The organism is Vibrio glycogenivorans (assembly GCF_051660965.1).
In the GTDB taxonomy this organism is placed as follows: domain Bacteria; phylum Pseudomonadota; class Gammaproteobacteria; order Enterobacterales; family Vibrionaceae; genus Vibrio.
In genome coordinates this window covers 48,081-70,160 of record NZ_JBPVIS010000015.1, presented here as the reverse complement: position 1 = coordinate 70,160, position 22,080 = coordinate 48,081, and the positions used below count along the sequence as shown (strand labels likewise).

Genomic DNA, 22,080 nt, shown 5'->3' with positions numbered 1-22,080 from the left:
AGTCGAGAGGCGAGACCGCTGCGCTGCGAGAGGCGAGGATTGATCGTGGAGGTGTAGCATGTATTTCTCAACTTTTTGGGCACCACGTAAGTTCTCTCTTGCCCTATGTTTTAAATACTTAAAGCGAGTAACACCGCATTTCGAGTAACGAAACCTCCACAGCGAGCACGCTTTTCCTCGCCTCTCGCCTCTCGAATCTCGCTTCTTTGTTTTATGATTCTCGCCTCTATGTCCAAGATAATGAGCTAAATCATACTTCTACACACAATTGGCCGCTTTTAGTAAACCTTATGCATGGCTTAGGCTACATTAGAAATAAGTCCTCTGTTTTAGGAACGGATTATGAGTATTTATAGCAAAATTCTAGTCGTTGCCGATATCAATCATGAAGAGCAACCCGCCTTGGCGCGCGCGATGCAGCTTGCAGCAAAGTCTGTTAGCAAAAGCCACGTTACCCTATTCTTGTCGATTTACGACTTTTCTTATGACATGACATCGATGCTGTCCATCGATGAGCGTGATGCGATGCGCCGTGGCGTGATCCAGCAGCGTGAAGCTTGGATGCGTGAAATTGCCGAGCCTTATATCAATGACAGCATTGATTTTGACATTAAAGTCGTATGGCATAACCGCCCTTATGAGGCGATTGTCGCCGAGGTGTTTGCTGGAGAGCACGATATCGTGATTAAAGGGACACGCAAGCACGATGTACTTGAATCCGTGTTGTTTACCCCAACCGACTGGCATTTGTTGCGTAAATGCCCAAGCCCGGTACTGCTGGTTAAAAATGCTCACTGGCCAGAGGATGCCAATATTATGGCCTCAGTGCACGTTGGCTCTGAGTACGACACGCATATCGACTTAAATGATCGCATGGTGGAACAGCTACAAAGCTTATCTCAAAGGCTTGAAGCGGCTCCCTATCTCGTCAATGCCTATCCGGTCACGCCAGCGAACATCACCATAGAGCTGCCAGAGTTTGATCCCAACACTTACACCGATGCCGTGCGCGGTCATCATCTCACCTCAATGAAGGCACTGCGTCAAAAGCATGGGCTCGATGAGCAGCAAACCATAGTTGAGCAAGGTCTGCCGGAAGACATTATTCCCGATGTTGCCAACCGTCTTAACGCGGCGATGGTCATTCTTGGCACCACGGGTCGCACCGGATTATCAGCGGTGTTTATTGGTAATACGGCAGAGCATGTCATCGATAAAATAGACTGTGACGTTCTTGCGCTTAAACCGCAGGGCTTTATCAGTCCACTTGACCCTGGTGAATAGTCACTAGGCTACATAAAATCAAAGCTACTTAAAAATAAGTTATTTCAAACAAGGCGAACAGGATGTTCGCCTTGTTTGCACTTGTGGTCAGCAAAATTATCGGTATCATACGCAGTTCATTTTTACCATGTGAGTGCTGTCGGTATTATGGCGGCCAAACTGAGCGAAACAGTCTTTATGAACGAGCAAACCAACGAACTTACTAAAGCGCAGCAATACAACTTTAATAAGTTACAAAAGCGCATCCGCAGAAACACCGGCCAAGCTATCGCTGACTTCAATATGATTGAAGACGGTGACCGCATTATGGTGTGTCTATCGGGTGGTAAAGACAGCTTCACGATGCTTGATATCCTGATGAGCTTGCAAAAAAGCGCGCCAGTTTCATTCTCACTGGTTGCGGTTAACTTGGACCAAAAACAGCCAGGTTTCCCAGGTCATATCCTGCCGGAATACCTAGAGAGCTTGGGTGTTGAATACAAGATTGTCGAAGAAGACACCTACTCTATCGTTCAGGATAAGATCCCTGAGGGTAAAACCACCTGTTCACTCTGCTCACGCCTGCGCCGTGGCATTCTTTACCGCACGGCAAAAGAGCTTGGCGCAACCAAAATTGCCCTAGGTCACCACCGTGATGACATCATCGAGACCTTGTTCCTAAACATGTTCCACGGCGGTAAGATGAAGGCGATGCCACCGAAGTTGGTTTCGGATAATGGTGAACACGTGGTGATCCGCCCATTGGCCTACTGCCGTGAAAAAGACATCATCAAATACGCTGAAATGCGAGAGTACCCGATTATTCCGTGTAACCTTTGTGGCTCTCAGCCAAATCTTCAGCGTCAAAACATCAAGCAGATGCTCAACGATTGGGACAAGCGCTTCCCTGGCCGAATCGAGACCATGTTCCGCGCGATGCAAAACGTGGTACCAAGTCATCTAGCCGACTTCGACTTGTTCGATTTCAAATCGATCGATAAAGATTCAGGCGTGATTAACGGCGGCGATATCGGTTTTGATAAAGAGACCATGCCAGAGACCACTCCTGGCGAAGAGCTGGAAGTACAGCAGTTCGACCCATCATTGCAACTAGATGTGACAAATATTTAAATGAAAAGCGCTCCAATTACTGGGGCGCTTTTTTTAGGGGCGAGGTGCGGGTTACACTTCGTTCCGGGTAGCGAGGAGTTTGATGCGAGAGGTGAGTTTTGTACTAACTCTCGCTTCTCGCCTCTCGAATCTCGCCTCTCCCGCTAGGGATAAACGGCATCACGCGCAGAGTTTCGGCTGGAAGAGAGAGTTTTGTTGTCGAATCAAGCTCGCGAAGGTCGATGGAGATACGGTGATTTCGAATTGGTAACTGCCGGCCGTTATCCAAAGTGATCATCCCTTTTGGCTGAGAAAATTCTAAAGTTACTCCCTCAATGTTTGGTGTAAACCAGCGTGCAAACATCCCGCCTAAACTGGACTGCATTGATTGCATATCATCTCTTATCAGCGTCAACTGCTGGTGACTTACCTGATCAAAAAGAGGCTCGCGGCTCACCACGACCATGGAAAAATCACACTGCACGGGCTGCTCGAGGTGAACATAAACCAAAGGGTTGGCTTGACGCAAGTTGCTGTCGAGCGGCAGGTTTAGCTCGCCGCTTGGTGCGACACTCAATGGAGCATAGTGCTTCGGGTTTTCCATCCAGGCTTTGTCAATTTCACACGGAAAACCTGTACTGGTATCGACGAAGAACACCCCGAGGCGTACCAAGCTCTGTTCGTGATTGAGGTTATGTTTGAGCTGAGAAAACAGTTTTGAATAGGTAAAACGATATTCTTGGGGATAAGCAAAAGCAGACGCCACCGCAAGGCTGGCTAGCAGCGGCGTCACGACTCGAAGGCCAAAACGGCCTATCTTTGTCTGTTGCATATAACATCCTTGTTATTCTGTAGGGGTGATTACCCAGTAGTCAGGGTTATTGCCAATAAGAGTGGTTGTGGCGGATCATCGCACGAATATCATCAACATAATACTGACCACGCTCCGAGTAGCGAGTCAGACCACCAGCCAGTACATTAGCAGCGTCAATGCTCTCGAGATCTTGGCCCTGCTCACGCAGCTCAGAGCGCATCTGGCGCAGTTCCACATAGGCTGAGTTGCGATTAACATTCATGAAATAACGGTGGGTGGATTCCGCCGCAGAAGAAAACTTCGCCACTTCATAAGTCATGCCTGCTGGGCGCTGATTGGGCACCAATCCACAGCCTTCACTGTAACACCACTGGCCAAAATAGTTGTTTGCTTCGGTAGCAAAACGTGACGCTCCCCAAGCGCTCTCATTCGCCGCTTGAGTCAAAACCAAGGCTGGCGGAAGAGTGTCTACGCGCTGCAGCATCACCTCAAACCAACGCTGAGTCGACTCCCCCTCTTTGGGGAATGTCAGGCGATACTCTTCACCCAGCGCCACCAGCTCTGCACGCTCTTCAGATGACAGGGCCGGCTGTTGCGCAAGCTGCTCGATCAACTCACGCTCTTTGGCAATGCGCTGATTCTCAACAGCGATACCCGGACGCAGATAGTCAAAAAAGGTCTGCTTTTTGGTTGGGATATCGGCAATGGCATCGAAATCGGGCTTCTGGGTTGCAAGCTCTATCTCTTGATCATTCTGGTCAATGCTCTGACTCTGCTCGGGTTGTGATTTAGTTTGCTCTTCGACTGGTGACTCCGTTTCGCGTGAAGTCTCGTAAGAGACGCAGCTGGCGATTGCAACGATACATGTTGCAATCACGACGGATACTTCTGTTTTACGCATTAAAAACCTTGCTATTACCTGATTGGTCGCCGCCCGATGAACCATTATTAGGATCATTATCAGAGTCGTCATCGGAATCATTGTGCTGATCACCAGAAGATGGCCCTTGGGTTGCGATAACTTTTAAACGAATACCGAACATTTCACGGTAGATGATCGCTTTTACATGGAAGAAAAGCGGTAGGACGAAAATCAACCCAATGCCATACAGCATTGCCCCCATAAAGAACAGGCTCGCCATGATCAAATAGATCCCGGTCAGTGGTAGGATCTTCTTATTCACCGCACGCAGTGACAACCACAGCGACATCATCGGGGTCACGCGCTTCTCACAAATCAACAGTGTGGAATTGGTGAAAGCAAGCGATAGATACAGCGATACAAACGGGAGGAACATTCCAAGCACGCCCTGCAGTAGCAGAGAAGCTAGTGTGGCAAGGATGACCGGAACAGTAAACTGAAGACCTTTGAGAATATGGCGCGTTTGCGTCTCAAGGCCTGCAGCATGGCTCATCGCCATTAGACTGACGCCGGCATAGAAAGGCGCGCTGATCACTTCATAGCTAAAGTTAGCCAAGAAAATGGCCTGAACAATATTGGCATCAACATTGTCAGGATTGGTGACGAGATCGAAGATCTGCGAGACATCGCTGATTTGTAACTTAAGAGCGACGTAAAAGATCACCAGTTGCGCGATCAAAAGCAGCAGAATCGCTGGAGTAAAGCGCATAAATTGTTTGGTTGTCAGTCTGGTGGCTTCCCTTAATACATCACCAGTTTTAAGGCTGTAATCGCCTGACAAAGCCCGCTCGATGTTGCCGCCAACATTGAATTCTCGTTGATAATTTTGAGTCATTATTGTTCCATGCCTCATGGGCAAATATGAGTGTCATAAAGCGTCGATTATACTCGCTTAGTGGTTTTATGCAGCAATCTATTGACATGTTCGAGCAAAATTTAACGTCTAAACGCGATTATATTTGTGTATTTGAGTATATTTTATACTGTGTTTTGCTAAGGGCCATAGCGCATAAAACTCGTGTGTTTTCATTACTGTTTGACCCTATAAGTAGTCAATCTCCGATGCGTTATGCCAAGTTTCGTCTAAGCTTTTATCTACAAAACAGTGAGATTTCCTGAGCAGAGACAAAAGGCAATTTGATTGATATGCAAATGTATCCGGATAATGAGTCGCGCAATGACACGCAGCAAGAGTGCTTGATTTCAATCCAAGGTTTAGAAAAAAGCTTCGATGGAAAAACGATTATTGCGGACTTTGATCTCAAGATTAATCGCGGAGAGTTTTTGACTATCCTCGGTCCTTCTGGCTGCGGCAAGACGACCATTTTGCGCCTGATAGCAGGGTTCGAGCAGGCCGAGCGTGGCCAGATAACCCTCGATGGTCAGATCATCAGTGAACTACCCGCAGAGAAACGGCCAGTGAATACCGTGTTTCAGAGTTACGCTCTTTTTCCCCATATGACGGTGTTTGATAATGTCGCGTTTGGTTTAAAAATGCAGAAAACCCCGACTGATCAGATCGAACCCCGAGTAAGTCAAGCCTTGCGTATGGTGCGTCTTGAAGAAATGGCGCAGCGTAAACCTCATCAACTCTCGGGTGGGCAGCAGCAGCGTATCGCCATTGCCCGCGCAGTTGTTAATCAGCCTAAAGTCCTCTTGCTTGATGAATCTCTCTCTGCCCTGGACTACAAGTTGCGTAAACAGATGCAGATGGAGCTTAAACAGCTGCAACGTCAATTGGGGATCAGCTTTATCTTTGTCACCCACGACCAAGAAGAGGCACTATCGATGTCGGATCGAATCATAGTGATGCGGGCAGGCAATATCGAACAAGATGGGACACCTAGAGAGATATATGAAGAGCCGCGCAATCTCTTCGTTGCCCGCTTTATTGGCGAGATTAATCTATTGTCTGCGACGGTTATTGAACGTATCGATTCAACGCGAATCCGCGCAAGTATCGAGGGAGTGGCAAGCACCATTTACTCGCAGCTCGCAGTTGATATCGGTGAGACACTGCAGGTTTTGCTTCGTCCCGAGGATCTGCGTCTTGAAGAAGTAACAGAGTCGGTCGACAAGGGCATAACTGGTCACGTTATTGAGCGTACTTATAAGGGCATGACGTTAGACTCGGTAGTGGAGCTTGATTCTGGTCAAAGGGTGATGGTCAGTGAGTTCTTTAACGAGGACGACCCTGATGTCGACCACTCCATTGGGCAAAAGGTGATAGTGACTTGGGTGGAAAGCTGGGAAGTGGTGCTGAAAGATGACCAGTCGAATTAATCTGCAAAACAGCATCATCTTGGTGATTGTGGGCTGGTTGACCCTATTTGTGTTCGTGCCTAACCTGATGATCATCTTTACCAGCTTTCTCACCCGTGACGAGGCGCAGCTTATCGAGTTCGTTCTAACACTCGACAACTATATCCGCCTCGGAGATCCGCTCTATGCTCGGGTCATGCTGCACTCATTTTATATGGCCATCGTTGCCACTCTGGTTTGTCTCCTAGTGGGTTACCCTTTCGCTTATATTGTCACCCGTATGCCTGCAAGGGCCCAGCCGTTTATGCTGTTTTTGGTGATTGTGCCCTTTTGGACCAACTCTTTGATTCGTACCTATGGGATGAAAATTGTCCTAGGAACCCAAGGAATTTTGAACAAAACCCTGCTTCACCTGGATCTTATCGAAAAACCGATCCGAATTATGTTTACCGAAACTGCGGTAATGATTGGTCTAGTGTACATCCTGTTGCCGTTTATGATCCTGCCCCTTTACAGCTCGATAGAAAAGCTCGACCACACCTACCTAGAGGCGGCCAAAGATCTTGGGGCGAATAAAATCAATACTTTTCTGCGAGTCGTGCTGCCGCTGACTGCGCCCGGCATTATCGGCGGGTGCTTGTTGGTTCTTCTGCCTGCGCTTGGCATGTTTTATATCGCCGATTTACTTGGCGGCGCGAAGAACTTGTTGATTGGTAACGTGATCAAAAGTCAGGTGCTCAACGCGCGCGATTGGCCTTTTGGCGCCGCAACCAGTATCGCATTAACCCTGGCAATGGCGATTATGCTGCTGGTGTATTACAAGGTAGGCCGATGGCTTAATCACAAAGGAGAGCTTGAGTGATGATAAAGCCCCTGTTGCGTTATTCCTATTTGACTTTAGTCTACCTGTTTCTTTATTTGCCGATCATTGTGCTGATAGTCAATTCTTTTAACGCTAACAAGTTTGGCATTAAATGGGGCGGATTGACGACCGACTGGTACGTGGCGCTCGTCAATAACCACAGTCTGATGCAAGCAGCCTGGCATTCACTGAATATTGCACTGTTCTCTGCCACAGCCGCGACAATGATAGGTGGTCTGACCGCCGTGGCTTTGTATCGCTATCGATTTAGAGGCAAGCGTATGGTCAGTGGTATGTTGTTTGTGGTGATGATGTCACCTGATATCGTGATGGCAATATCGCTGCTGGCGCTATTCTTAGTACTTGGGGCGCAGCTGGGCTTCTTTACCCTGTTGATCGCCCATATCACTTTTTGTCTACCCTTTGTGGTGATCACGGTATATGGCCGTTTGAGCGGATTTGATACAAGAATGCTTGAAGCGGCCAAAGATCTTGGCGCCAGTGAGTGGACCATATTGAGTCAAATCATCTTCCCGCTCGCAAAACCGGCCGTTGCTGCAGGTTGGCTACTGAGCTTCACGCTTTCACTCGATGATGTGATTGTCAGCTCTTTTGTCACCGGCCCTACCTACGAGATACTGCCACTAAAAATTTATTCGATGGTCAAAGTTGGTATCACGCCGGAAATCAATGCATTGGCAACCGTAATGCTGGTTGTCTCGTTACTCTTGGTTGGCCTATCACAGCTCATCGGTCGCCAGGGCGTTCAATCAAATCAAAAGTCTTAACCCTTGGGAGTGAGTTATGAATAGCAAATGGAAAACAGCCCTTATTACCAGCACGTGTGCCCTCTCGCTTTCGTCTTTATCCAGTCAAGCAGAAGAGCTGGTATTTATGAATTGGGGGCCGTACATCAACAGCGCTTTGATTGATCAATTTACCAAAGAGACCGGGATTAAGGTGATCTACTCCACCTACGAGTCAAATGAAACCTTGTATGCCAAGCTAAAGACCCACAATCAAGGTTATGACCTAGTGGTTCCCTCGACGTATTTTGTATCTAAGATGCGTGATGAGGGCATGCTGCAGAAGATTGATAAGAGCCAGCTGAGTAATTTTGCTAACCTTGACCCCAATTATCTCAATAAGCCTTACGATCCTAACAACGACTACTCCATCCCGCACGTCGTTGCGATTACCGGGCTTGCCGTCAATACCGATATGTATGATCCAGAAGATTTTCAGAGCTGGGCGGATCTATGGAAACCCGAGCTTGAAGGTCAATTGATGCTTATGGATGACACGAGAGAGGTGTTTCATATCGCCCTGCGTAAACTAGGCTACTCAGGTAACAGCATCGATGATGAGCAGATTGACCAAGCTTACGCTGAGTTGCAGCAGCTGATGCCAAATGTGCTGCTGTTTAACTCGGATAACCCCGGTGCGCCGTATATGTCAGGCGAGGTCGGTCTGGGCATGTTGTGGAATGGCTCTGCAGCAGCGGCGCAAAACGAGGGGCTGCCTATCGAGCTAGTCTATCCCAAAGAAGGCGGCATTGGCTGGGTCGACAACTTTGCCATCAGCAGCGGCGCACGCAATGTCGAGGCCGCGCACAAGATGATCGATTTCCTCCTAAGACCAGACATCGCCGAGCAGATCACGAGAGACACCGGTTATTTAACGGGCGTAAAAGCCTCCAATGACAAGTTCAGTGACCTCGCACCACTCTTCCCAGACCAAGACGACCTAGATAACGTTGAATGGCAAGCCGACGTAGGTGATAAGACTTTGCGTTATGAAGAGTACTTCCTACGCCTCAAGGCTGGGCAATAAACACAGAAGCGAGAATCGAGGAGTTTGTCACGCGTGGTGAGCCCCTCGCACCTCGGAACGCAGTGAAACCCGCTCCCCGCCCCTGATTTTAAGAAGCTATGGACATTTCCCCACGCAACAATTCCGCGACAATCTTCGGCACTTCAACGCTCGCCAGTCCGTAGCGTTTTTCTGCGAATTCGCTTTCGATGGCGCTTGGTTCTAGGTTGATCTCGACCGTGTGAGCGCCGTGCATCTTGGCGTCATGGACAAAGCCTGCGGCGGGATAGACGACGCCTGAGGTGCCGATTGAGATAAACAAATCAGCTTGTTGTAACAAGGAGTAGATTTCGCCCATTTTTAGTGGCATCTCGCCGAACCAGACTACATGGGGGCGCAGTTGATTGGGCAGTTGACAACAGTGACAGGTATCGCCCAGTTGGATATCAGACTCTAGACTCACCAGTTGGTTAGTCTCTGGACAGCGCGCCTTGAGCAACTCACCATGCATATGGATGACATGCGAGGACCCTCCTCGTTCGTGCAGGTTGTCAATATTTTGCGTCACAACGGTGACCTTGCCTGAAAACGTTCGCTCTAATTGCCCTAACGCCTCGTGCGCGGCATTTGGCCTTATGCTTGGTCGAAGTAAGCCTGCGCGGCGTTGGTTGTAGAAATCAAGCACCAGCTGTGGGTCGCGTTGATACCCTTCTGGCGTGGCAACATCCTCTATGCGATGATTTTCCCAAAGACCGTCATGAGCACGAAAAGTCTTGATCCCCGACTCTGCCGAGATCCCTGCACCGGTTAACACCACAATATTATTGATTGTCTTATTCATGATACTTCCCTGTCCAACGTATGGTTTTAGCCTAACACTAGAGTGGTAGTTTTGCCTCATTGTCTTGGTTAGACATTGGTCTAACTGGGTCGTTCATCAATAACCAAGAATCGGGTAATTTCCTTTGCTAAATTTCCAGCTTGCAAAACTCAAACAGGTTCGGCTAATGACTGAGCGAAAACCGCTACTTATCGAAATAACCGCCAAAGAAACGTGACAATGTGACGCCTTGGGGGCACAATCAGCGGCAACTATTAGCGACAAGCTAGCGGCAAGTGTTCGCAGTGGAATAATTTTAAGGAGCGACCATGGCAAGAACCATTATCTATACCTACAAAGATGAGGAGAAGCGCCTAACCTTCTCTTACCAGCAGCATCGTAATATTCACGAAGCCGTGGCGGAGGCTGAGGGTATTGATATCCGCGACTATCTAAAGATGGAGCAGCAAATCGAGGCCATCTCAGACACCAAGGCAGTACGCAACTACCGAGACAATCACTTTAAAAAACTGGGATTTGGTAAAATCACGCTCGAACAGCGTGAAAACAAAGGTGTCGGGAAAAAATAGGTTCGAGGTTTGGGGACGGGCTGAAAAACAGAAGCGAGAGTCGAGAGGCGAGAATCGAGGTGTTTACCACACGCTGTGAACCACTCGAACCTCGGAACAAAGTGTAAGTCGCTCCCCGTTCCTGCTTTTAAAGGCGAGAATCGAGATGTTTACCACACGCGTTGAACTACTCGCACCTCGGAACGTAGTGAAACCCGCTCCTCGCCCCTGTGTTTACTTGATGTTTAGGAATGCCGCACCACGTACGCCACCCGAGTCGCCGTGTTTGGCTTTGATGATGGTTGGGCACTTGGCTACGGGTAGCAAGTATTTTGGAATGCGTTTTGGCATCTCTTCGTAGATGAGATCGTAGTTTGATAGACCGCCGCCCAAAGCAACCACATGTGGGTCGTTGGCCGTAAACAGCGTTGCAAAACAGATCGCTAGCATCTCCATAAAGCGTTCAACGTGCTCAATCGCTTTCTCACAACCCGCTTCACGCGCTTGGATAATATCGATGGCCTTTTTCTGCTCGCCAAAGTAATGCGCGTAGATTAGCTCAAAGCCACGACCAGATAGGTAGCTATCTAGACAGCCTTTTTTGCCACAGCCACAGCTAAGTAGCGGTGCGTTATCACCAAGGTGGAACCATGCATCAATTGGCAGGCGCATATGACCGACTTCACCGGCAACGTTGTTGCGGCCCGAGAAAACCTTACCGTCATAGATTAGGCCGCCACCAAAACCAGTACCTAGGATCAAGCCCATGACTGATGGTGAATCTTGCAATTCTTCATCCCATGCTTCAGAAAGCGCAAAACAGTTGGCATCGTTTTCTACTTTTACGCTGCGACCGATACGCGCTTCAAGATCAGCACGCAGGGGCTTGCCGTTTGCGCCAGGAATGTTGACCGTCAATACGGTGGCATCATCGGCATCTTCCATCCCAGGAAGGCCTAGGCCAATCTTACCCTCACAGCTAAACTGCGCATCGTATTTATTAACAAGACCTGCGATGGTATCTACCAACAGTTGGTAGTCATCAGTTGGCGTTGCTACACGCTCAGTAGCCACACGATTAAGCTGCTCGTCAAAAGCACCAAACTCGATCTTTGTCCCACCTACATCAAAGCCGTAGTACATTGAATTCTCTCCTTACTTGACCTGGCAAATCATAACGTTAGCGCCAGAAAATCATTAACTGACGACATTATCCATATAGCTACGCCTACAAACCGTGATGAAGGACGAATTATTTCCCGATTTGATGCCGTTTGAATAAAGCTTCATCACTCGGCATTCAATAATGGGAGTTAATTCTCGTTATTGAAAAATTCCTTCCACTGATTAAACGCAGGTCGACTTGGATCGGACTTATAACGTGTTTTACTCAACATATAGGTCTCACGAAAACACTCAAACCAGCCCTGGAGTGCTTCTCCCGCCTTATCATCACCTAACTGATTGAGAACCATTGCGGCGACCTCTGCGGTAGAGAGATGCTGCTCATTTTCGGAGCTGCGCATAAGGTACTCAGAGATTTGCTCAGGCTCGATAGACAGAACAGGTAAATGCGCGAGGTAATCCGAGCGGCGGAACATTTTGCGCGCTTCACGCCAACTGCCATCCAAAAAGATCGGCAGTAACGTTTTTGATGACTCGGTTTGATGCAGTCGGCAGCTTGTTGTTAAGCGACTCTGATCGTCGACGTATTCGTCAGGGAAAACCACGAATGGCAGGTAATTCGAGTCCTGTAACAAGGCTAACAGCTCTGGTTGTGGCTCGGTGCGATTCCATTGATACACATGGGTCTGTTTGAGCGTATCAGCTATTAAGCGGCCGGTATTACTCGGCTTGAAGGTCTCGTTGTCTGACACAATGATCACCGCCGCGGTCTGCGCGTCGATGTCGGGCTGATAGGCACACAGGCAATTATGCTCTGCCACTAGACAGTATGAGCAGCGAGAGACCTTCGCTCCACGGGCATTAAACGGTTTAGTTGAGGCCTTAAGGCGCTCTTCGCGCAATCGGTGAAAGGCATGTATTCTCATAGGAAACGCGGCTCATTAACAACAATAAAAACGAGGCGCATTTTACACATTGAGTTACGTGCTGTGAACTAAAGAAAAGGAAAGTAACGGATGAATGCAGATGTGCTGCGATTGGGGTGCTTTTTTAGTATCTTTATCGCCTGTGCGGTATGGGAGCAATGTAAACCACGGCGGGTGTTATCACAACCAAAATGGCTCCGCTGGGGCAACAATCTGAGTTTGGTTGTGCTCAATAGCGTATTGCTAAAGCTCCTGCTTCCCGTTTTGGCCGTCGATCTCGCCTATCAATTGTCGGCAACCGATATTGGCTTGTTGAATATCCTCAGCCTACCCTTGTGGCTCTCGATGTTACTGACAGTTCTCGTGCTTGATTTTGCTATTTACTGGCAGCATCGGCTTTTTCACCAGATCCCTATGCTATGGAAGCTGCATCGTATGCATCACAGCGATCAGGACATTGATGTCACCACGGGGGCACGATTTCATCCAATAGAGATCATTCTATCGATGTTGATTAAGCTGATCGTAGTTGCGCTTCTGGGTGCGCCGGCTCTCGGTGTCGTGCTGTTTGAGATCATCCTAAATGGCAGTGCCATGTTCAACCACAGCAATGCTCGTATGCCACTCAAACTTGATCGCATTCTACGCGGTTTTGTGGTCACGCCAGATATGCATCGTGTTCATCATTCAACCATTCGCACCGAGTGCAATGCGAATTATGGCTTTTTCCTGTCAATTTGGGACCGACTATTTGCTAGTTATATCCCACAGCCCAGTCTAGGTCATTCTAATATGCAGATTGGGACGATGAACTTTAGGACCCAAGTCGAGCAAAGAATCGACAAAATGCTCACTCAACCTTTTCGGAGTCGTTAACAACATGCCCAAACTCAGCTTATTCGCGCACTGCTTGATTGTTCTCACGCTAACAGCTTGTGCGAGTAAACCCTCACAAGATACGTCACCTGAGAAAGTCACTACTAAGGCCTATCACAACTTTTATCAACAGTGGCAAGGGGTTCCCTATCGATTAGGCGGCAACAACAAGGCCGGGATTGACTGCTCTGCGTTCGTTCAGCAGGCTTTTCTCGAGTTGCATCAGATGCCGCTACCACGAACGACACATGAGCAAACTCAGGTGGGTAAACGTATCGAGTACGAAAATGCACGCCAAGGTGATTTGGTCTTTTTCAAAACGGGTCGCGAGTTGCGTCATGTCGGTATCTATTTACAAGGTAATCAGTTCTTGCACGCTTCGACTTCACAAGGCGTGATCATCTCTCGCCTGGATAACCCCTACTGGGCAGGTCGTTTCTGGCATTTTCGTCGGGTGACGGACGTTGATGACTGAGTGAAAAGATAGTTGAGATCAGAATGGCGATTGTGCCGCCATTCCATGTCGTTTGGCGTGTTGGTCTTAAGGATTAACGTTTTTTGAGTACTGATTTAGGTGGCTAGTAGCCCTAATCGTATTTCGCCACCGCGGTGTCAAATAAGTTTTTGACCAGTCCAACATACTCATCGAGAAACGTAACTTGGTCATTGGTCGCGGCCTTTTGCCAAGCACCTGCCAATACCTCGCCGAGATCAGCCACCACAGAGTCTGCCTCTTTCAACAATTGGAAACGAACACTTGAGTGAAGCTCAGGGTTCTGTTCGAAAAGCGCCATGATATTAGAGGCAATCAGATCGGTGACAACCTCTTCAACACTCTCCGTACCAATATCACCCGAAGCGTTAGAGAATAGGTCCAGATTCATTGTTAAATGCTCGATCAAGGCTAAGTAGCCATCGGTCTCTACAACCACATTGTGCTCCCAAAATGAGATGTAAGTATCTGGATAACCAGACATTAAAGGTAAAGTTAGGCTCTATATTAGGTATCTACCTAGCATACATCAAGTAAATCTTGTTCCGTGTGGGGAGAGGCGAGAGGCGAGATCGCGGTGCTGCGAGAGTCGAGGGGTGATTGCGGACAGCTCTCGTAACCCTCAACCGTGAAATACAGCTTCATTCTAGCTTGGTTATATGGCTAAAAGCTTACGTACAATTTAAGCATGTAGCACTCTCTCCTACCGACGCTAGTGCTCAAAATTTAATTTTCACATTGCTGATTTGTTTAAAAAAGTGACGGTACTCTGAGCTTAAATATGCGATTCATCTACAATTAGGGTTAATCTTGTGCGTCAGGTGAGGAGTGGCAGTTATGTGGCGAGCGATCGAGCAAGCGATATCTGAGCGTTTAGGGGCGCCTTTTGTAATAAAGGAGCACGAAAAGATCACCGGTGGCGACATCAATCAAGCCTACGTTTTTGGTGATGGTGAGCAGCGTTTTTTTGCCAAGGTGAACGATAAAAGCCACCTCGAACGCTTTCAGCTTGAGGCTGAACAACTCGACCGGCTACAAGCCTCAAATACCGTTCAAGTCCCCGATTTAATTGCAGTCGGTCACAGCAAGCAGCACGCTTGGCTGATCCTAGAGTACCTCGTGCTTAAACCGCTCGATAGCTGCGGTGGGTCTTATGAGTTTGGCAGCCAACTTGCCCAGCTACACCGTTGGGGTGAGCAGAAAGAGTATGGCTATGATGTCGATAACTTCATTGGCGCCACCTTTCAACCCAATACCTGGATGAAAAATTGGTCACACTTTTTTTCTGAACAACGTATCGGCTGGCAACTGCAACTGTTAAAAGAAAAAGGTGTTCACATCGTCGACCTAGATGAGTTTGTAGAGCTTGTCCATCAAAAGTTACTTCATCACAATCCGCGCCCTTCACTGCTACATGGTGACTTGTGGCATGGTAACGCCGCACAGAGTGTTGCAGGTCCTGTCATGTATGATCCAGCTTGCTATTGGGGGGACCGTGAGTGTGATATCGCCATGACCGAGCTATTTGGTGGGTTCGACCAAAGGTTCTATCAAGGCTATAACGACGAGTGGCAACTCGACAAGTCTTACCCTCAGCGGCAGCCAATCTATCAACTGTATCACTTGCTTAATCACCTCAATCTGTTTGGTGGTGATTACCTCAGTCAAACGCAGAAGTTAATCGATAAAATCATGCGAGCGGACTAATGTACCCAAATACGTCTTATAAGTAAGATTTTGAACTCGTCACTCTAACGCTACTCGACTAAACTCTTGGTACAGGTTTGGTGAAAAGACGCTCTTCGCCGCAGCCTACTTGTTGCGGCTGATAGCGTCTGACCTAAGCAGGCAAGGAGTTCTCATGCAAACATTTACTGAACGACGCATAACGTGTCCCCATTGTAATCACTCATTCGGTGTTACCGTTGACGCCTCTAACGGCAATCAAGAGTTTTATGATGACTGCCCCGCCTGTTGCCACCCGATTCATATTAATGTCGTCGTTGATGAAGTTCATGATACGCTCGAGCTCCGTTCCGATGCTGATGATGAGCAGATTTTCTAGAACGCTTGTGTAACCTTTTTATGTGCCTGTTTTTGGCCAGATTGTCGAAGGTGTAATAGGCAGTTCTTGCGCTTGTATATTTTCCTGAGGGTAAGCAGTCCTTCAGGCTACGGCATTAGTCCCAAGTTGATATATATACAACTTGTCAATCTCGGTCATCTGCCACTCGCAATGCTCGTATCGAGGTGAAGACGATAGCCATTTAATATATTTATTCTGAAATTAGCCTTATATTACCAATATTGAGATTGTCGCTTTCAGTATTGAGATTGCAATTTCTGATATAAATAGTTAATTTACCTATTAAAGTCATAATTCGTCACACGCTGACAGCTAATTGACAAAGTTTCCCATTTAACGGCACAATTTATAATAATCTACCACTCGACTTATTGGCTTAGCTTATACATGCTAAACTAGTGCAGACCAACACCCAACACATAAAGCACTGAACTTAAACATAAAATAATTAGGTTAATTTGATCGCCTGACCGTAATGGGCCAAAGGTTATACGAGTATGAATAGTAGATTTATCAAGCAACTAATATGTTGGTTTTTGGGTCATACCATGTTGGACTGGTTCGTATATAGTGCTGTAAAGTTAAGTAAAGCAAGGTGTTGCTTATTAAAAATAGTGCTACAGTTTAGTTGTAGTTTTAAGAATTAATCATTTGTACAGGTTAAGTAGACAATCACTACATTGTTTTTATTTGCTAAAACTAGTGGTTGAGATAAAGGGAGAATACCATGAGCAAACTATTCAAAACCGTTTTAGTTCTATGTGCTGCTACTAGTTTTGCTATTACAGCAAACGCAAGTAGTTACGACATCGGCGGCTACGAGTACGATACCTCGGGTCTCGGCGATATGACAGAAGGCGAACCCACGATCGCTTGCTTTGTTGATGGTGAATACATCGGAATGACTTTTGTCACTGACTGCCTACGTCAACGTGAAATCGCTGAAGAAGAGGAAGAGTCCTAAAGACTTGTTCGGACACAAAGTGCCCTGGTGTGATCCACCCTGCCGATGTGTTCCATCGTCGGTAGAGTGGATCTTTAACATCTCAAGGACTTCAAGTGTCAACCCACTTAATTGCTCATTTTATTGCTAAGATGGCAGACGTTGATTCATCAGTCTCTCAACAGTATCGACAATCGCTTGTGTCGAGGGGTCAATCTCCAAATTCACCTTGTCCCCAGCAACTTTCTCACCAAAAAGCGTTCTTTGTAGGGTCTCGGGGATCAAGTGGACGCAAAACCGGTTCTCTTTCACCTCACCAATGGTTAGTGAGCAACCATCAAGGCCAATGTAACCCTTTTCTAAAATATATTTGCTATGGCTTTCTTCAACCTCGAACCACAAGGTCACGTTATTGGCGCTCTCATCACGCGCTACAATCGCTGTCACCCCGTTGATATGCCCAGACATACTATGCCCGCCAATCTCGTCTCCAAAACGCGCAGCACGCTCAATATTGACACGGTCACCAACACTGAGCAGACCTAGGTTAGTGACTTTGAGTGTTTCTTGCATCAAGTCGAACGAGACAAGATCACCATTGATATTAGTCACGGTTAAACAACACCCATTGTGAGCAACCGAAGCCCCAATTTGAAGGTTCTCTGCCATGGAGCCACTCAAGCGTAAGGTATGAGTTTGGAAATTTTCTTTCTTCGCAATATCAACGACTTCAGCCGTACCTAGCACAATACCGGTAAACATCTTATTCTCCTGTAAGCTTTACTGGCACTCAGTGTGACATTTCTTTATGATTCCGCCAACCGCCTTTTTCTGACCAATAACAATCCAAGTGATTGGGGAGTTCCTTTGTACCGATATAAACAAGAGGCCATCAGGCTGATCAAGTTAGCTAGCCCCGTGTTGATCGCTTCTGTCGCTCAAACCAGCATGAGTTTCGTCGATACCGTGATGGCCGGTGGCGTTAGCGCTATTGATATGGCGGCGGTTTCTATCGCTGCAAGTATCTGGTTGCCCTCAATTCTTTTTGGTGTTGGGCTGTTATTGGCCTTGGTACCCGTTGTGGCTCAGCTCAATGGCTCTGGTCGAAGAAGCAAAATTGCCAAGGAAATTCATCAGGGAGGCTATTTAAGCTTGTTGGTGGCTATCCCGATTATCCTGGTCTTGCTGCAAAGTCAACGTATCCTCGACTGGATGGACGTTGAGGCCGCGATGGCCGAGAAAACCAACGGCTATATGACGGCGGTGATATTTGCCGTACCGGCGTATCTTTTGTTTCAGACCCTGCGCAGCTTTACCGATGGGATGTCATACACCAAGCCGGCAATGATCATCGGCTTTATTGGCTTGCTGATTAACATCCCCCTCAACTGGATCTTTGTCTACGGTAAATTTGGTGCCCCGGCGCTTGGTGGTGTCGGATGTGGCGTGGCCACCGCCATTGTCTATTGGGTTATGTTTCTTATCCAGCTTGGCTATGTTGCCACCACCAAACGCTTTGCCAGCGTCGCCCTATTTGCTGTTTGGCATAAGCCGGATTGGCGAGAGATCAAACGCCTATTTAGCCTTGGCTTCCCTGTCGCAGCCGCTATATTCTTCGAGGTGACGCTGTTTGCCGTGGTTTCAATCTTACTCGCCCCACTCGGCTCGCTTGTGGTTGCCTCACACCAAGTCGCAATGAACTTCTCATCGATGGTGTTTATGTTACCGATGAGTATCGGTGCTGCGGTGAGCATCAGAGTGGGTCATATGCTTGGTGAGCATAGTGTCGAGGGGGCACGCATCGCCTCTCATGTTGGCCTGATTGTCGGCGTGGCCACCGCCATTGTCACGGCGATCCTAACCGTACTATTACGCGAGCATATTGCACTGCTCTATACCGATAACCGTGAGGTTATTCGTGTCGCTATGCAACTTCTTTTGTTTGCTGCCATTTATCAAGTGACTGACACTATTCAAGTGATTGCGGCTGGCGCCCTACGGGGATACAAAGACATGCAGGCAATCTTCTACTGCACCTTTACCGCTTATTGGGTACTTGGCTTTCCGACCGGCTATATACTCGGTCTGACCGATTGGATCGTTGAGCCTATGGGGGCCTATGGTTTCTGGATTGGGTTTATCGTTGGCCTTTCCTGTGCGGCACTGCTACTCGCCGTTAGGTTGATGTGGATTCACCGCCAACCTGACGATCGCCAATTAGCGTTTGTCGAATCCTAAACTGTAATGAGAGGCTTAGAGGTTCCTCGAAGTAAATCACTCTCCGGGGGCCTCTTGTTAATTCCCACATCAATTTAATTCACACATCAATGTGACGCCGTCACTCTAACTGTATGATTGACCACTCCAGATAAGCAATCATTAATATACAGTGACGAGACTTGCAAATTTCGATAGTTAACCCGTCCATAATATGTCCCACCTAGCAGTATCTTTTTACTTGCACTGCAAGTGCCTTTTCTTTCGCGTCCGAATTGGTTATGTTGGTATCTAAATGTACCAATCAAACATAAGTATATGAAAAATTGGGCTCTAATTGCATTTCTAGCCAGTATCCCGTCATGTCTTTATGCTCTGCCTGACTTGGAACACCACCATCGTCTAGCGATCGGCAAAACTCGTGCTGACTTTACCTTTTCCAGTTCAAACCAAGATAAACAGCAGGTCCAAGGTGATGGCTTTAAGGTTGAATACAGCTATGATTTCAATCGATTGATCGGAATTCATGGCTCGCTAGAGCAAGCCAAAAAAAACCAACTGGCAACAGACACTATCAAGATTGGGGCTGATATTGGCTATCCATTGTCAATCGGTTCCGTCTCTTTCAAACCTTTTATCGCCAGTGGACTCTTTTACTATGATGAGTCTGACTATGACGATCTGGGGCCTTATTATGGATTTGGCCTAAGAATCAATTACTTATCGGCATTTATAGAGGCAAGGAAAGATTATCTCAACATGCAGTTTAATCGCAGTGATCTTGAACTTGAGCAAGCGGCTTTAACGCTTGGTTTTGGCTTTTAAAAGCCTATTTTCACGATTTCGGCTGCCTTGATCTTAACTCAACCATGCCCAGCTAAATCGCGAATTTCACTTATATTGGTGTGTGAATTTACGGTGTAAATCAAGCAGCCCCACGTCCTACTCGCTCATGCAACATTCCAACTTAGCCAAATTAGGTGACACTGTAACTGTACTGATTTCATTAAGCATCACTAGTGTGGCTAAGTTAGTCTATTTTTAAACTAATCAGCATCATACCTTTAGAGTTTTTATAACCAATTAAGGGCAGCACACGAGTGAGTAAACTACCTATAGTCGTCATCATTTGCCTATCTCTACTGGGCGGCTGTCGTCAGCAGCAAGAAAGCATGTTTGAGCGCTACATTGTGCGCTTGTCGAATGTATTGGATGTCGAGCCTCTTTCATTACCTGAGCCCTTGCTTATCTCTCTCCCTGATACCAGAGACCTTTATCGTGAGCCTTCTCCACTCTACCTTGGACTGCTCGATAGTTATCAATTGAGACAGTGTGGTTTATTCCAGTTAATTGCCGAGCGCAACTCGATTTTAGGCAAAGTGGCCGATCCCTTTAGAAGGTATGACTATCACGTTAGTTTTGTTCAACTCGCTAAGCAGTGTCTCAACGAGCAGCAGTTTGAACCTGAAATCAATCGGGCACTGACTGAGGCGATTGAGGTAAAAACTCTTGAGCTGACGAGTGTGCACTTCTCTAATCTTATCTGGTCATCTCAAGCCATACGCCGCCAATTGACCGGTGTTGAATGGCTAGCTGAGGGTGACATGCATAATAGCGCGCCTGTGGTTGACGCCTTTGAAGCCCTCACGGCGGCATTTCAAGGCTCCTACATGCAGGAGTGGGCGGTGATACCTGAGCTCGTTCCTCATCAAGAGGTACTTGAAAAACAAGCGCTGGTTGGAAATCTGGTCTACTCAATGTCGAACGCCAGTCACTATTTATCGGCGATAAACCTGTTTTTGACGCAAAATCTCGATACGGTTCGCTGTGGACAAGGGGTCGACAGCACCCAGTATCGTTATCTCAACAATGTCCTCAATCAACAGTATATTCAGACCATTCAGCCCTACCTTGCTGATCTCAATCAGCTGTACTATCAACTCTCTGAGTACACTCAGTTTCTGAGCTCGCTACAGCTGAGTTACCAGCTTGATCTCGAGAGTGTACACGATGAGTTTCAGAGTAAAGTCATTGAGCATGTGACGCAATGGCAAACGCTTTCACGACGCTGCGAGGCAGCAACAAGCTAACTTCGCAGCCATCAATGAGCTAAGTACCTCACATCATGACATCCTGCCTATAGGTCTGTTATCATGGCACTCTTTGTAAATAACCATAAGTAAAGTGACCTATGCACCTTTCTAAACTGACGCCAGACCTATTTAATCACCTGTACCGAGACATTACTGAGTTTCGTACCACATTTGATTTGCCTGTCGCTCAGCCTGACACCCTTGATGAGCAAGCCGATACGCTGCACACCTCTCTTATCATTGAAGAGTTAACCGAGTTAGCTCAAGCGCCTGATAAAACTGAGCAAGCGGATGCTATCGTAGACAGCGTCTATGTATTGATGGGTCGATTGGTTCATTTGGGTCACAGCAACATTGAAAATAACCTGTCTATTACCTATATCATCGACTTGCTGCTGAATGTTGCTAGTAACCTAGCGATTGATTTCGTTCCATGCTGGGATGAGGTTCACTCAAGTAACATGAGCAAGGTGTGTCGCAATGAAAAAGAGTTTGCTGACACCGAGGCGCACTATGCTAAGCAAGGCATTGCCCTGCAAGCTGTCGTGAATGGTGATTACATTATCGCTAAGTGCGCTGAGGATGTGGTCACGGCAGAGAAGACGATTCGTCGTGGTAAAGTACTCAAGTCCGTTTACTACCGCGCTGCTGATCTTGCGCCGCTAACCAAATAGGCCTCTTCCTTATTCGGCTTCCAGGTCGAGACAAAAAAATGGCCACCATTTCTGGTGGCCTCTGCTAACGTTAAGCTTAATAAAGATAAGAACGAGAATGTATCCCTTCTTATCTAGCTATCTCTGTGCCAAGATCACCATCTTTAGGGCATATTCTATATAATCTTTATAAATCATAGCTTTAGATTGGGATGTTCAATATTTAAGGTCAAG

At 47.3% G+C, this 22,080-nt stretch carries 24 protein-coding genes; 16 read left to right on the top strand and 8 right to left on the bottom strand.

What is annotated here, in order from left to right; all coding sequences use genetic code 11:
• The first annotated feature begins 342 nt into the window (after positions 1–342).
• Both uspE and ttcA read left to right on the top strand, forming a co-directional pair.
• Positions 343–1,284 (top strand): universal stress protein UspE, encoded by a 942-nt coding sequence (gene uspE, locus ACSTTG_RS21150; RefSeq protein WP_438459339.1) that lies wholly within the window; start codon positions 343–345, stop codon positions 1,282–1,284.
• Between the two features lie 177 nt (positions 1,285–1,461).
• Positions 1,462–2,394 (top strand): tRNA 2-thiocytidine(32) synthetase TtcA, encoded by a 933-nt coding sequence (gene ttcA / locus ACSTTG_RS21145; protein ID WP_438459632.1) that lies wholly within the window; start codon positions 1,462–1,464, stop codon positions 2,392–2,394.
• 103 nt (positions 2,395–2,497) lie between these two features.
• Here ttcA and ACSTTG_RS21140 read toward each other — a convergent pair whose 3' ends face one another.
• The 3 genes from ACSTTG_RS21140 to ACSTTG_RS21130 are packed head-to-tail and all read right to left on the bottom strand — an operon-like array spanning position 2,498 to position 4,944.
• On the bottom strand, positions 2,498–3,205 hold the full coding sequence (locus ACSTTG_RS21140) for a DUF2987 domain-containing protein (protein WP_438459338.1): 708 nt from the start codon (positions 3,203–3,205) through the stop codon (positions 2,498–2,500).
• Between the two features lie 46 nt (positions 3,206–3,251).
• Positions 3,252–4,088 carry a glucosaminidase domain-containing protein gene (locus tag ACSTTG_RS21135; protein ID WP_438476186.1) on the bottom strand — a complete coding sequence of 279 codons (837 nt, stop codon included), beginning with the start codon at positions 4,086–4,088 and terminating at the stop codon, positions 3,252–3,254.
• Positions 4,081–4,944 (bottom strand): DUF2189 domain-containing protein, encoded by an 864-nt coding sequence (locus ACSTTG_RS21130; RefSeq protein ID WP_438459336.1) that lies wholly within the window; start codon positions 4,942–4,944, stop codon positions 4,081–4,083. Before ACSTTG_RS21130 ends, ACSTTG_RS21135 begins: the two co-directional genes overlap by 8 nt.
• Positions 4,945–5,261: 317 nt before the next feature.
• Between ACSTTG_RS21130 and potA the strand changes: the two genes are divergently transcribed.
• Genes potA through ACSTTG_RS21110 form a run of 4 tightly spaced genes read left to right on the top strand, consistent with a single transcriptional unit; the run spans position 5,262 to position 9,066 of the window.
• Positions 5,262–6,392, top strand: coding sequence for a spermidine/putrescine ABC transporter ATP-binding protein PotA (potA, locus tag ACSTTG_RS21125; RefSeq protein ID WP_438476184.1), 1,131 nt, complete (start codon positions 5,262–5,264; stop codon positions 6,390–6,392).
• A complete protein-coding gene (gene potB, locus ACSTTG_RS21120) occupies positions 6,376–7,233 on the top strand; it encodes a spermidine/putrescine ABC transporter permease PotB (RefSeq protein ID WP_438459335.1) in 858 nt (285 codons plus the stop codon). Before potA ends, potB begins: the two co-directional genes overlap by 17 nt.
• Positions 7,233–8,021, top strand: a complete 789-nt coding sequence (gene potC / locus ACSTTG_RS21115; protein ID WP_438459630.1) for a spermidine/putrescine ABC transporter permease PotC — start codon at positions 7,233–7,235, stop codon at positions 8,019–8,021. The genes potB and potC overlap by 1 nt, the downstream gene beginning before the upstream one ends.
• Positions 8,022–8,037: 16 nt before the next feature.
• A complete protein-coding gene (locus ACSTTG_RS21110; RefSeq protein ID WP_438476182.1) occupies positions 8,038–9,066 on the top strand; it encodes an extracellular solute-binding protein in 1,029 nt (342 codons plus the stop codon).
• An 88-nt stretch (positions 9,067–9,154) separates the two neighbouring features.
• On the opposite strand, the gene cobB is transcribed toward ACSTTG_RS21110, so the two are convergent.
• On the bottom strand, positions 9,155–9,886 hold the full coding sequence (gene cobB / locus ACSTTG_RS21105) for a Sir2 family NAD+-dependent deacetylase (RefSeq protein WP_438459333.1): 732 nt from the start codon (positions 9,884–9,886) through the stop codon (positions 9,155–9,157).
• Positions 9,887–10,194: 308 nt separating this feature from the next.
• On the opposite strand from cobB, the gene ACSTTG_RS21100 reads away from it, so the two are divergent.
• Positions 10,195–10,455: a DUF2960 family protein gene (locus ACSTTG_RS21100; RefSeq protein ID WP_438459332.1), complete on the top strand. Its 261-nt coding sequence runs from the start codon at positions 10,195–10,197 to the stop codon at positions 10,453–10,455.
• A gap of 213 nt (positions 10,456–10,668) precedes the next feature.
• Here ACSTTG_RS21100 and nagK read toward each other — a convergent pair whose 3' ends face one another.
• Together nagK and ACSTTG_RS21090 are read right to left on the bottom strand one after the other, a co-directional pair.
• Positions 10,669–11,577 (bottom strand): N-acetylglucosamine kinase, encoded by a 909-nt coding sequence (gene nagK / locus ACSTTG_RS21095; protein WP_438459331.1) that lies wholly within the window; start codon positions 11,575–11,577, stop codon positions 10,669–10,671.
• A gap of 170 nt (positions 11,578–11,747) precedes the next feature.
• Positions 11,748–12,485, bottom strand: coding sequence for a tRNA-uridine aminocarboxypropyltransferase (locus tag ACSTTG_RS21090; protein ID WP_438476181.1), 738 nt, complete (start codon positions 12,483–12,485; stop codon positions 11,748–11,750).
• Between the two features lie 90 nt (positions 12,486–12,575).
• Here ACSTTG_RS21090 and ACSTTG_RS21085 point away from each other — a divergent pair, with 90 nt between their 5' ends.
• Positions 12,576–13,361, top strand: coding sequence for a sterol desaturase family protein (locus ACSTTG_RS21085; protein WP_438476179.1), 786 nt, complete (start codon positions 12,576–12,578; stop codon positions 13,359–13,361).
• A gap of 4 nt (positions 13,362–13,365) precedes the next feature.
• Positions 13,366–13,836 (top strand): NlpC/P60 family protein, encoded by a 471-nt coding sequence (locus tag ACSTTG_RS21080; protein WP_438476177.1) that lies wholly within the window; start codon positions 13,366–13,368, stop codon positions 13,834–13,836.
• A gap of 112 nt (positions 13,837–13,948) precedes the next feature.
• Here the strand turns inward: ACSTTG_RS21080 and ACSTTG_RS21075 are convergent, their stop codons facing one another.
• Complete coding sequence (locus ACSTTG_RS21075; protein WP_438459327.1) at positions 13,949–14,293, bottom strand: DUF3802 family protein; 345 nt, start codon at positions 14,291–14,293, stop codon at positions 13,949–13,951.
• 398 nt (positions 14,294–14,691) lie between these two features.
• Between ACSTTG_RS21075 and ACSTTG_RS21070 the strand changes: the two genes are divergently transcribed.
• From ACSTTG_RS21070 to ACSTTG_RS21060, 3 genes are all read left to right on the top strand, one after another.
• On the top strand, positions 14,692–15,561 hold the full coding sequence (locus ACSTTG_RS21070) for a fructosamine kinase family protein (RefSeq protein ID WP_438476175.1): 870 nt from the start codon (positions 14,692–14,694) through the stop codon (positions 15,559–15,561).
• 154 nt (positions 15,562–15,715) lie between these two features.
• Complete coding sequence (locus tag ACSTTG_RS21065; protein ID WP_438459325.1) at positions 15,716–15,919, top strand: CPXCG motif-containing cysteine-rich protein; 204 nt, start codon at positions 15,716–15,718, stop codon at positions 15,917–15,919.
• Positions 15,920–16,667: 748 nt separating this feature from the next.
• Positions 16,668–16,904, top strand: a complete 237-nt coding sequence (locus ACSTTG_RS21060) for a hypothetical protein (RefSeq protein ID WP_438459324.1) — start codon at positions 16,668–16,670, stop codon at positions 16,902–16,904.
• A 126-nt stretch (positions 16,905–17,030) separates the two neighbouring features.
• On the opposite strand, the gene ACSTTG_RS21055 is transcribed toward ACSTTG_RS21060, so the two are convergent.
• A complete protein-coding gene (locus tag ACSTTG_RS21055) occupies positions 17,031–17,645 on the bottom strand; it encodes a riboflavin synthase subunit alpha (RefSeq protein WP_438459323.1) in 615 nt (204 codons plus the stop codon).
• Between the two features lie 105 nt (positions 17,646–17,750).
• On the opposite strand from ACSTTG_RS21055, the gene ACSTTG_RS21050 reads away from it, so the two are divergent.
• From ACSTTG_RS21050 to ACSTTG_RS21035, 4 genes are all read left to right on the top strand, one after another.
• A complete protein-coding gene (locus tag ACSTTG_RS21050; RefSeq protein WP_438476173.1) occupies positions 17,751–19,121 on the top strand; it encodes an MATE family efflux transporter in 1,371 nt (456 codons plus the stop codon).
• A gap of 297 nt (positions 19,122–19,418) precedes the next feature.
• The gene (locus ACSTTG_RS21045; protein ID WP_438476171.1) at positions 19,419–19,925 is read left to right on the top strand and encodes an outer membrane beta-barrel protein; all 507 of its coding nucleotides are present in this window, start codon (positions 19,419–19,421) and stop codon (positions 19,923–19,925) included.
• 275 nt (positions 19,926–20,200) lie between these two features.
• Entirely contained in the window at positions 20,201–21,190 is a 990-nt protein-coding gene (locus ACSTTG_RS21040; RefSeq protein WP_438476170.1) for a DUF3080 family protein, read from the top strand.
• A gap of 101 nt (positions 21,191–21,291) precedes the next feature.
• Entirely contained in the window at positions 21,292–21,867 is a 576-nt protein-coding gene (locus ACSTTG_RS21035; RefSeq protein WP_438459319.1) for a nucleoside triphosphate pyrophosphohydrolase family protein, read from the top strand.
• Positions 21,868–22,080 lie beyond the last annotated feature (213 nt).

What these genes read in the sequence shown, in the direction of transcription:
- uspE (WP_438459339.1), top strand. Translation starts at nt 343, where the DNA reads ATGAGTATTTATAGCAAAATTCTAGTCGTTGCCGATATCAATCATGAA.
- ttcA (WP_438459632.1), top strand. Translation starts at nt 1,462, where the DNA reads ATGAACGAGCAAACCAACGAACTTACTAAAGCGCAGCAATACAACTTT.
- ACSTTG_RS21140 (WP_438459338.1), bottom strand. Translation starts at nt 3,205, where the DNA reads ATGCAACAGACAAAGATAGGCCGTTTTGGCCTTCGAGTCGTGACGCCG.
- ACSTTG_RS21135 (WP_438476186.1), bottom strand. Translation starts at nt 4,088, where the DNA reads ATGCGTAAAACAGAAGTATCCGTCGTGATTGCAACATGTATCGTTGCA.
- ACSTTG_RS21130 (WP_438459336.1), bottom strand. Translation starts at nt 4,944, where the DNA reads ATGACTCAAAATTATCAACGAGAATTCAATGTTGGCGGCAACATCGAG.
- potA (WP_438476184.1), top strand. Translation starts at nt 5,262, where the DNA reads ATGTATCCGGATAATGAGTCGCGCAATGACACGCAGCAAGAGTGCTTG.
- potB (WP_438459335.1), top strand. Translation starts at nt 6,376, where the DNA reads ATGACCAGTCGAATTAATCTGCAAAACAGCATCATCTTGGTGATTGTG.
- potC (WP_438459630.1), top strand. Translation starts at nt 7,233, where the DNA reads ATGATAAAGCCCCTGTTGCGTTATTCCTATTTGACTTTAGTCTACCTG.
- ACSTTG_RS21110 (WP_438476182.1), top strand. Translation starts at nt 8,038, where the DNA reads ATGAATAGCAAATGGAAAACAGCCCTTATTACCAGCACGTGTGCCCTC.
- cobB (WP_438459333.1), bottom strand. Translation starts at nt 9,886, where the DNA reads ATGAATAAGACAATCAATAATATTGTGGTGTTAACCGGTGCAGGGATC.
- ACSTTG_RS21100 (WP_438459332.1), top strand. Translation starts at nt 10,195, where the DNA reads ATGGCAAGAACCATTATCTATACCTACAAAGATGAGGAGAAGCGCCTA.
- nagK (WP_438459331.1), bottom strand. Translation starts at nt 11,577, where the DNA reads ATGTACTACGGCTTTGATGTAGGTGGGACAAAGATCGAGTTTGGTGCT.
- ACSTTG_RS21090 (WP_438476181.1), bottom strand. Translation starts at nt 12,485, where the DNA reads ATGAGAATACATGCCTTTCACCGATTGCGCGAAGAGCGCCTTAAGGCC.
- ACSTTG_RS21085 (WP_438476179.1), top strand. Translation starts at nt 12,576, where the DNA reads ATGAATGCAGATGTGCTGCGATTGGGGTGCTTTTTTAGTATCTTTATC.
- ACSTTG_RS21080 (WP_438476177.1), top strand. Translation starts at nt 13,366, where the DNA reads ATGCCCAAACTCAGCTTATTCGCGCACTGCTTGATTGTTCTCACGCTA.
- ACSTTG_RS21070 (WP_438476175.1), top strand. Translation starts at nt 14,692, where the DNA reads ATGTGGCGAGCGATCGAGCAAGCGATATCTGAGCGTTTAGGGGCGCCT.
- ACSTTG_RS21065 (WP_438459325.1), top strand. Translation starts at nt 15,716, where the DNA reads ATGCAAACATTTACTGAACGACGCATAACGTGTCCCCATTGTAATCAC.
- ACSTTG_RS21060 (WP_438459324.1), top strand. Translation starts at nt 16,668, where the DNA reads ATGAGCAAACTATTCAAAACCGTTTTAGTTCTATGTGCTGCTACTAGT.
- ACSTTG_RS21055 (WP_438459323.1), bottom strand. Translation starts at nt 17,645, where the DNA reads ATGTTTACCGGTATTGTGCTAGGTACGGCTGAAGTCGTTGATATTGCG.
- ACSTTG_RS21045 (WP_438476171.1), top strand. Translation starts at nt 19,419, where the DNA reads ATGAAAAATTGGGCTCTAATTGCATTTCTAGCCAGTATCCCGTCATGT.
- ACSTTG_RS21035 (WP_438459319.1), top strand. Translation starts at nt 21,292, where the DNA reads ATGCACCTTTCTAAACTGACGCCAGACCTATTTAATCACCTGTACCGA.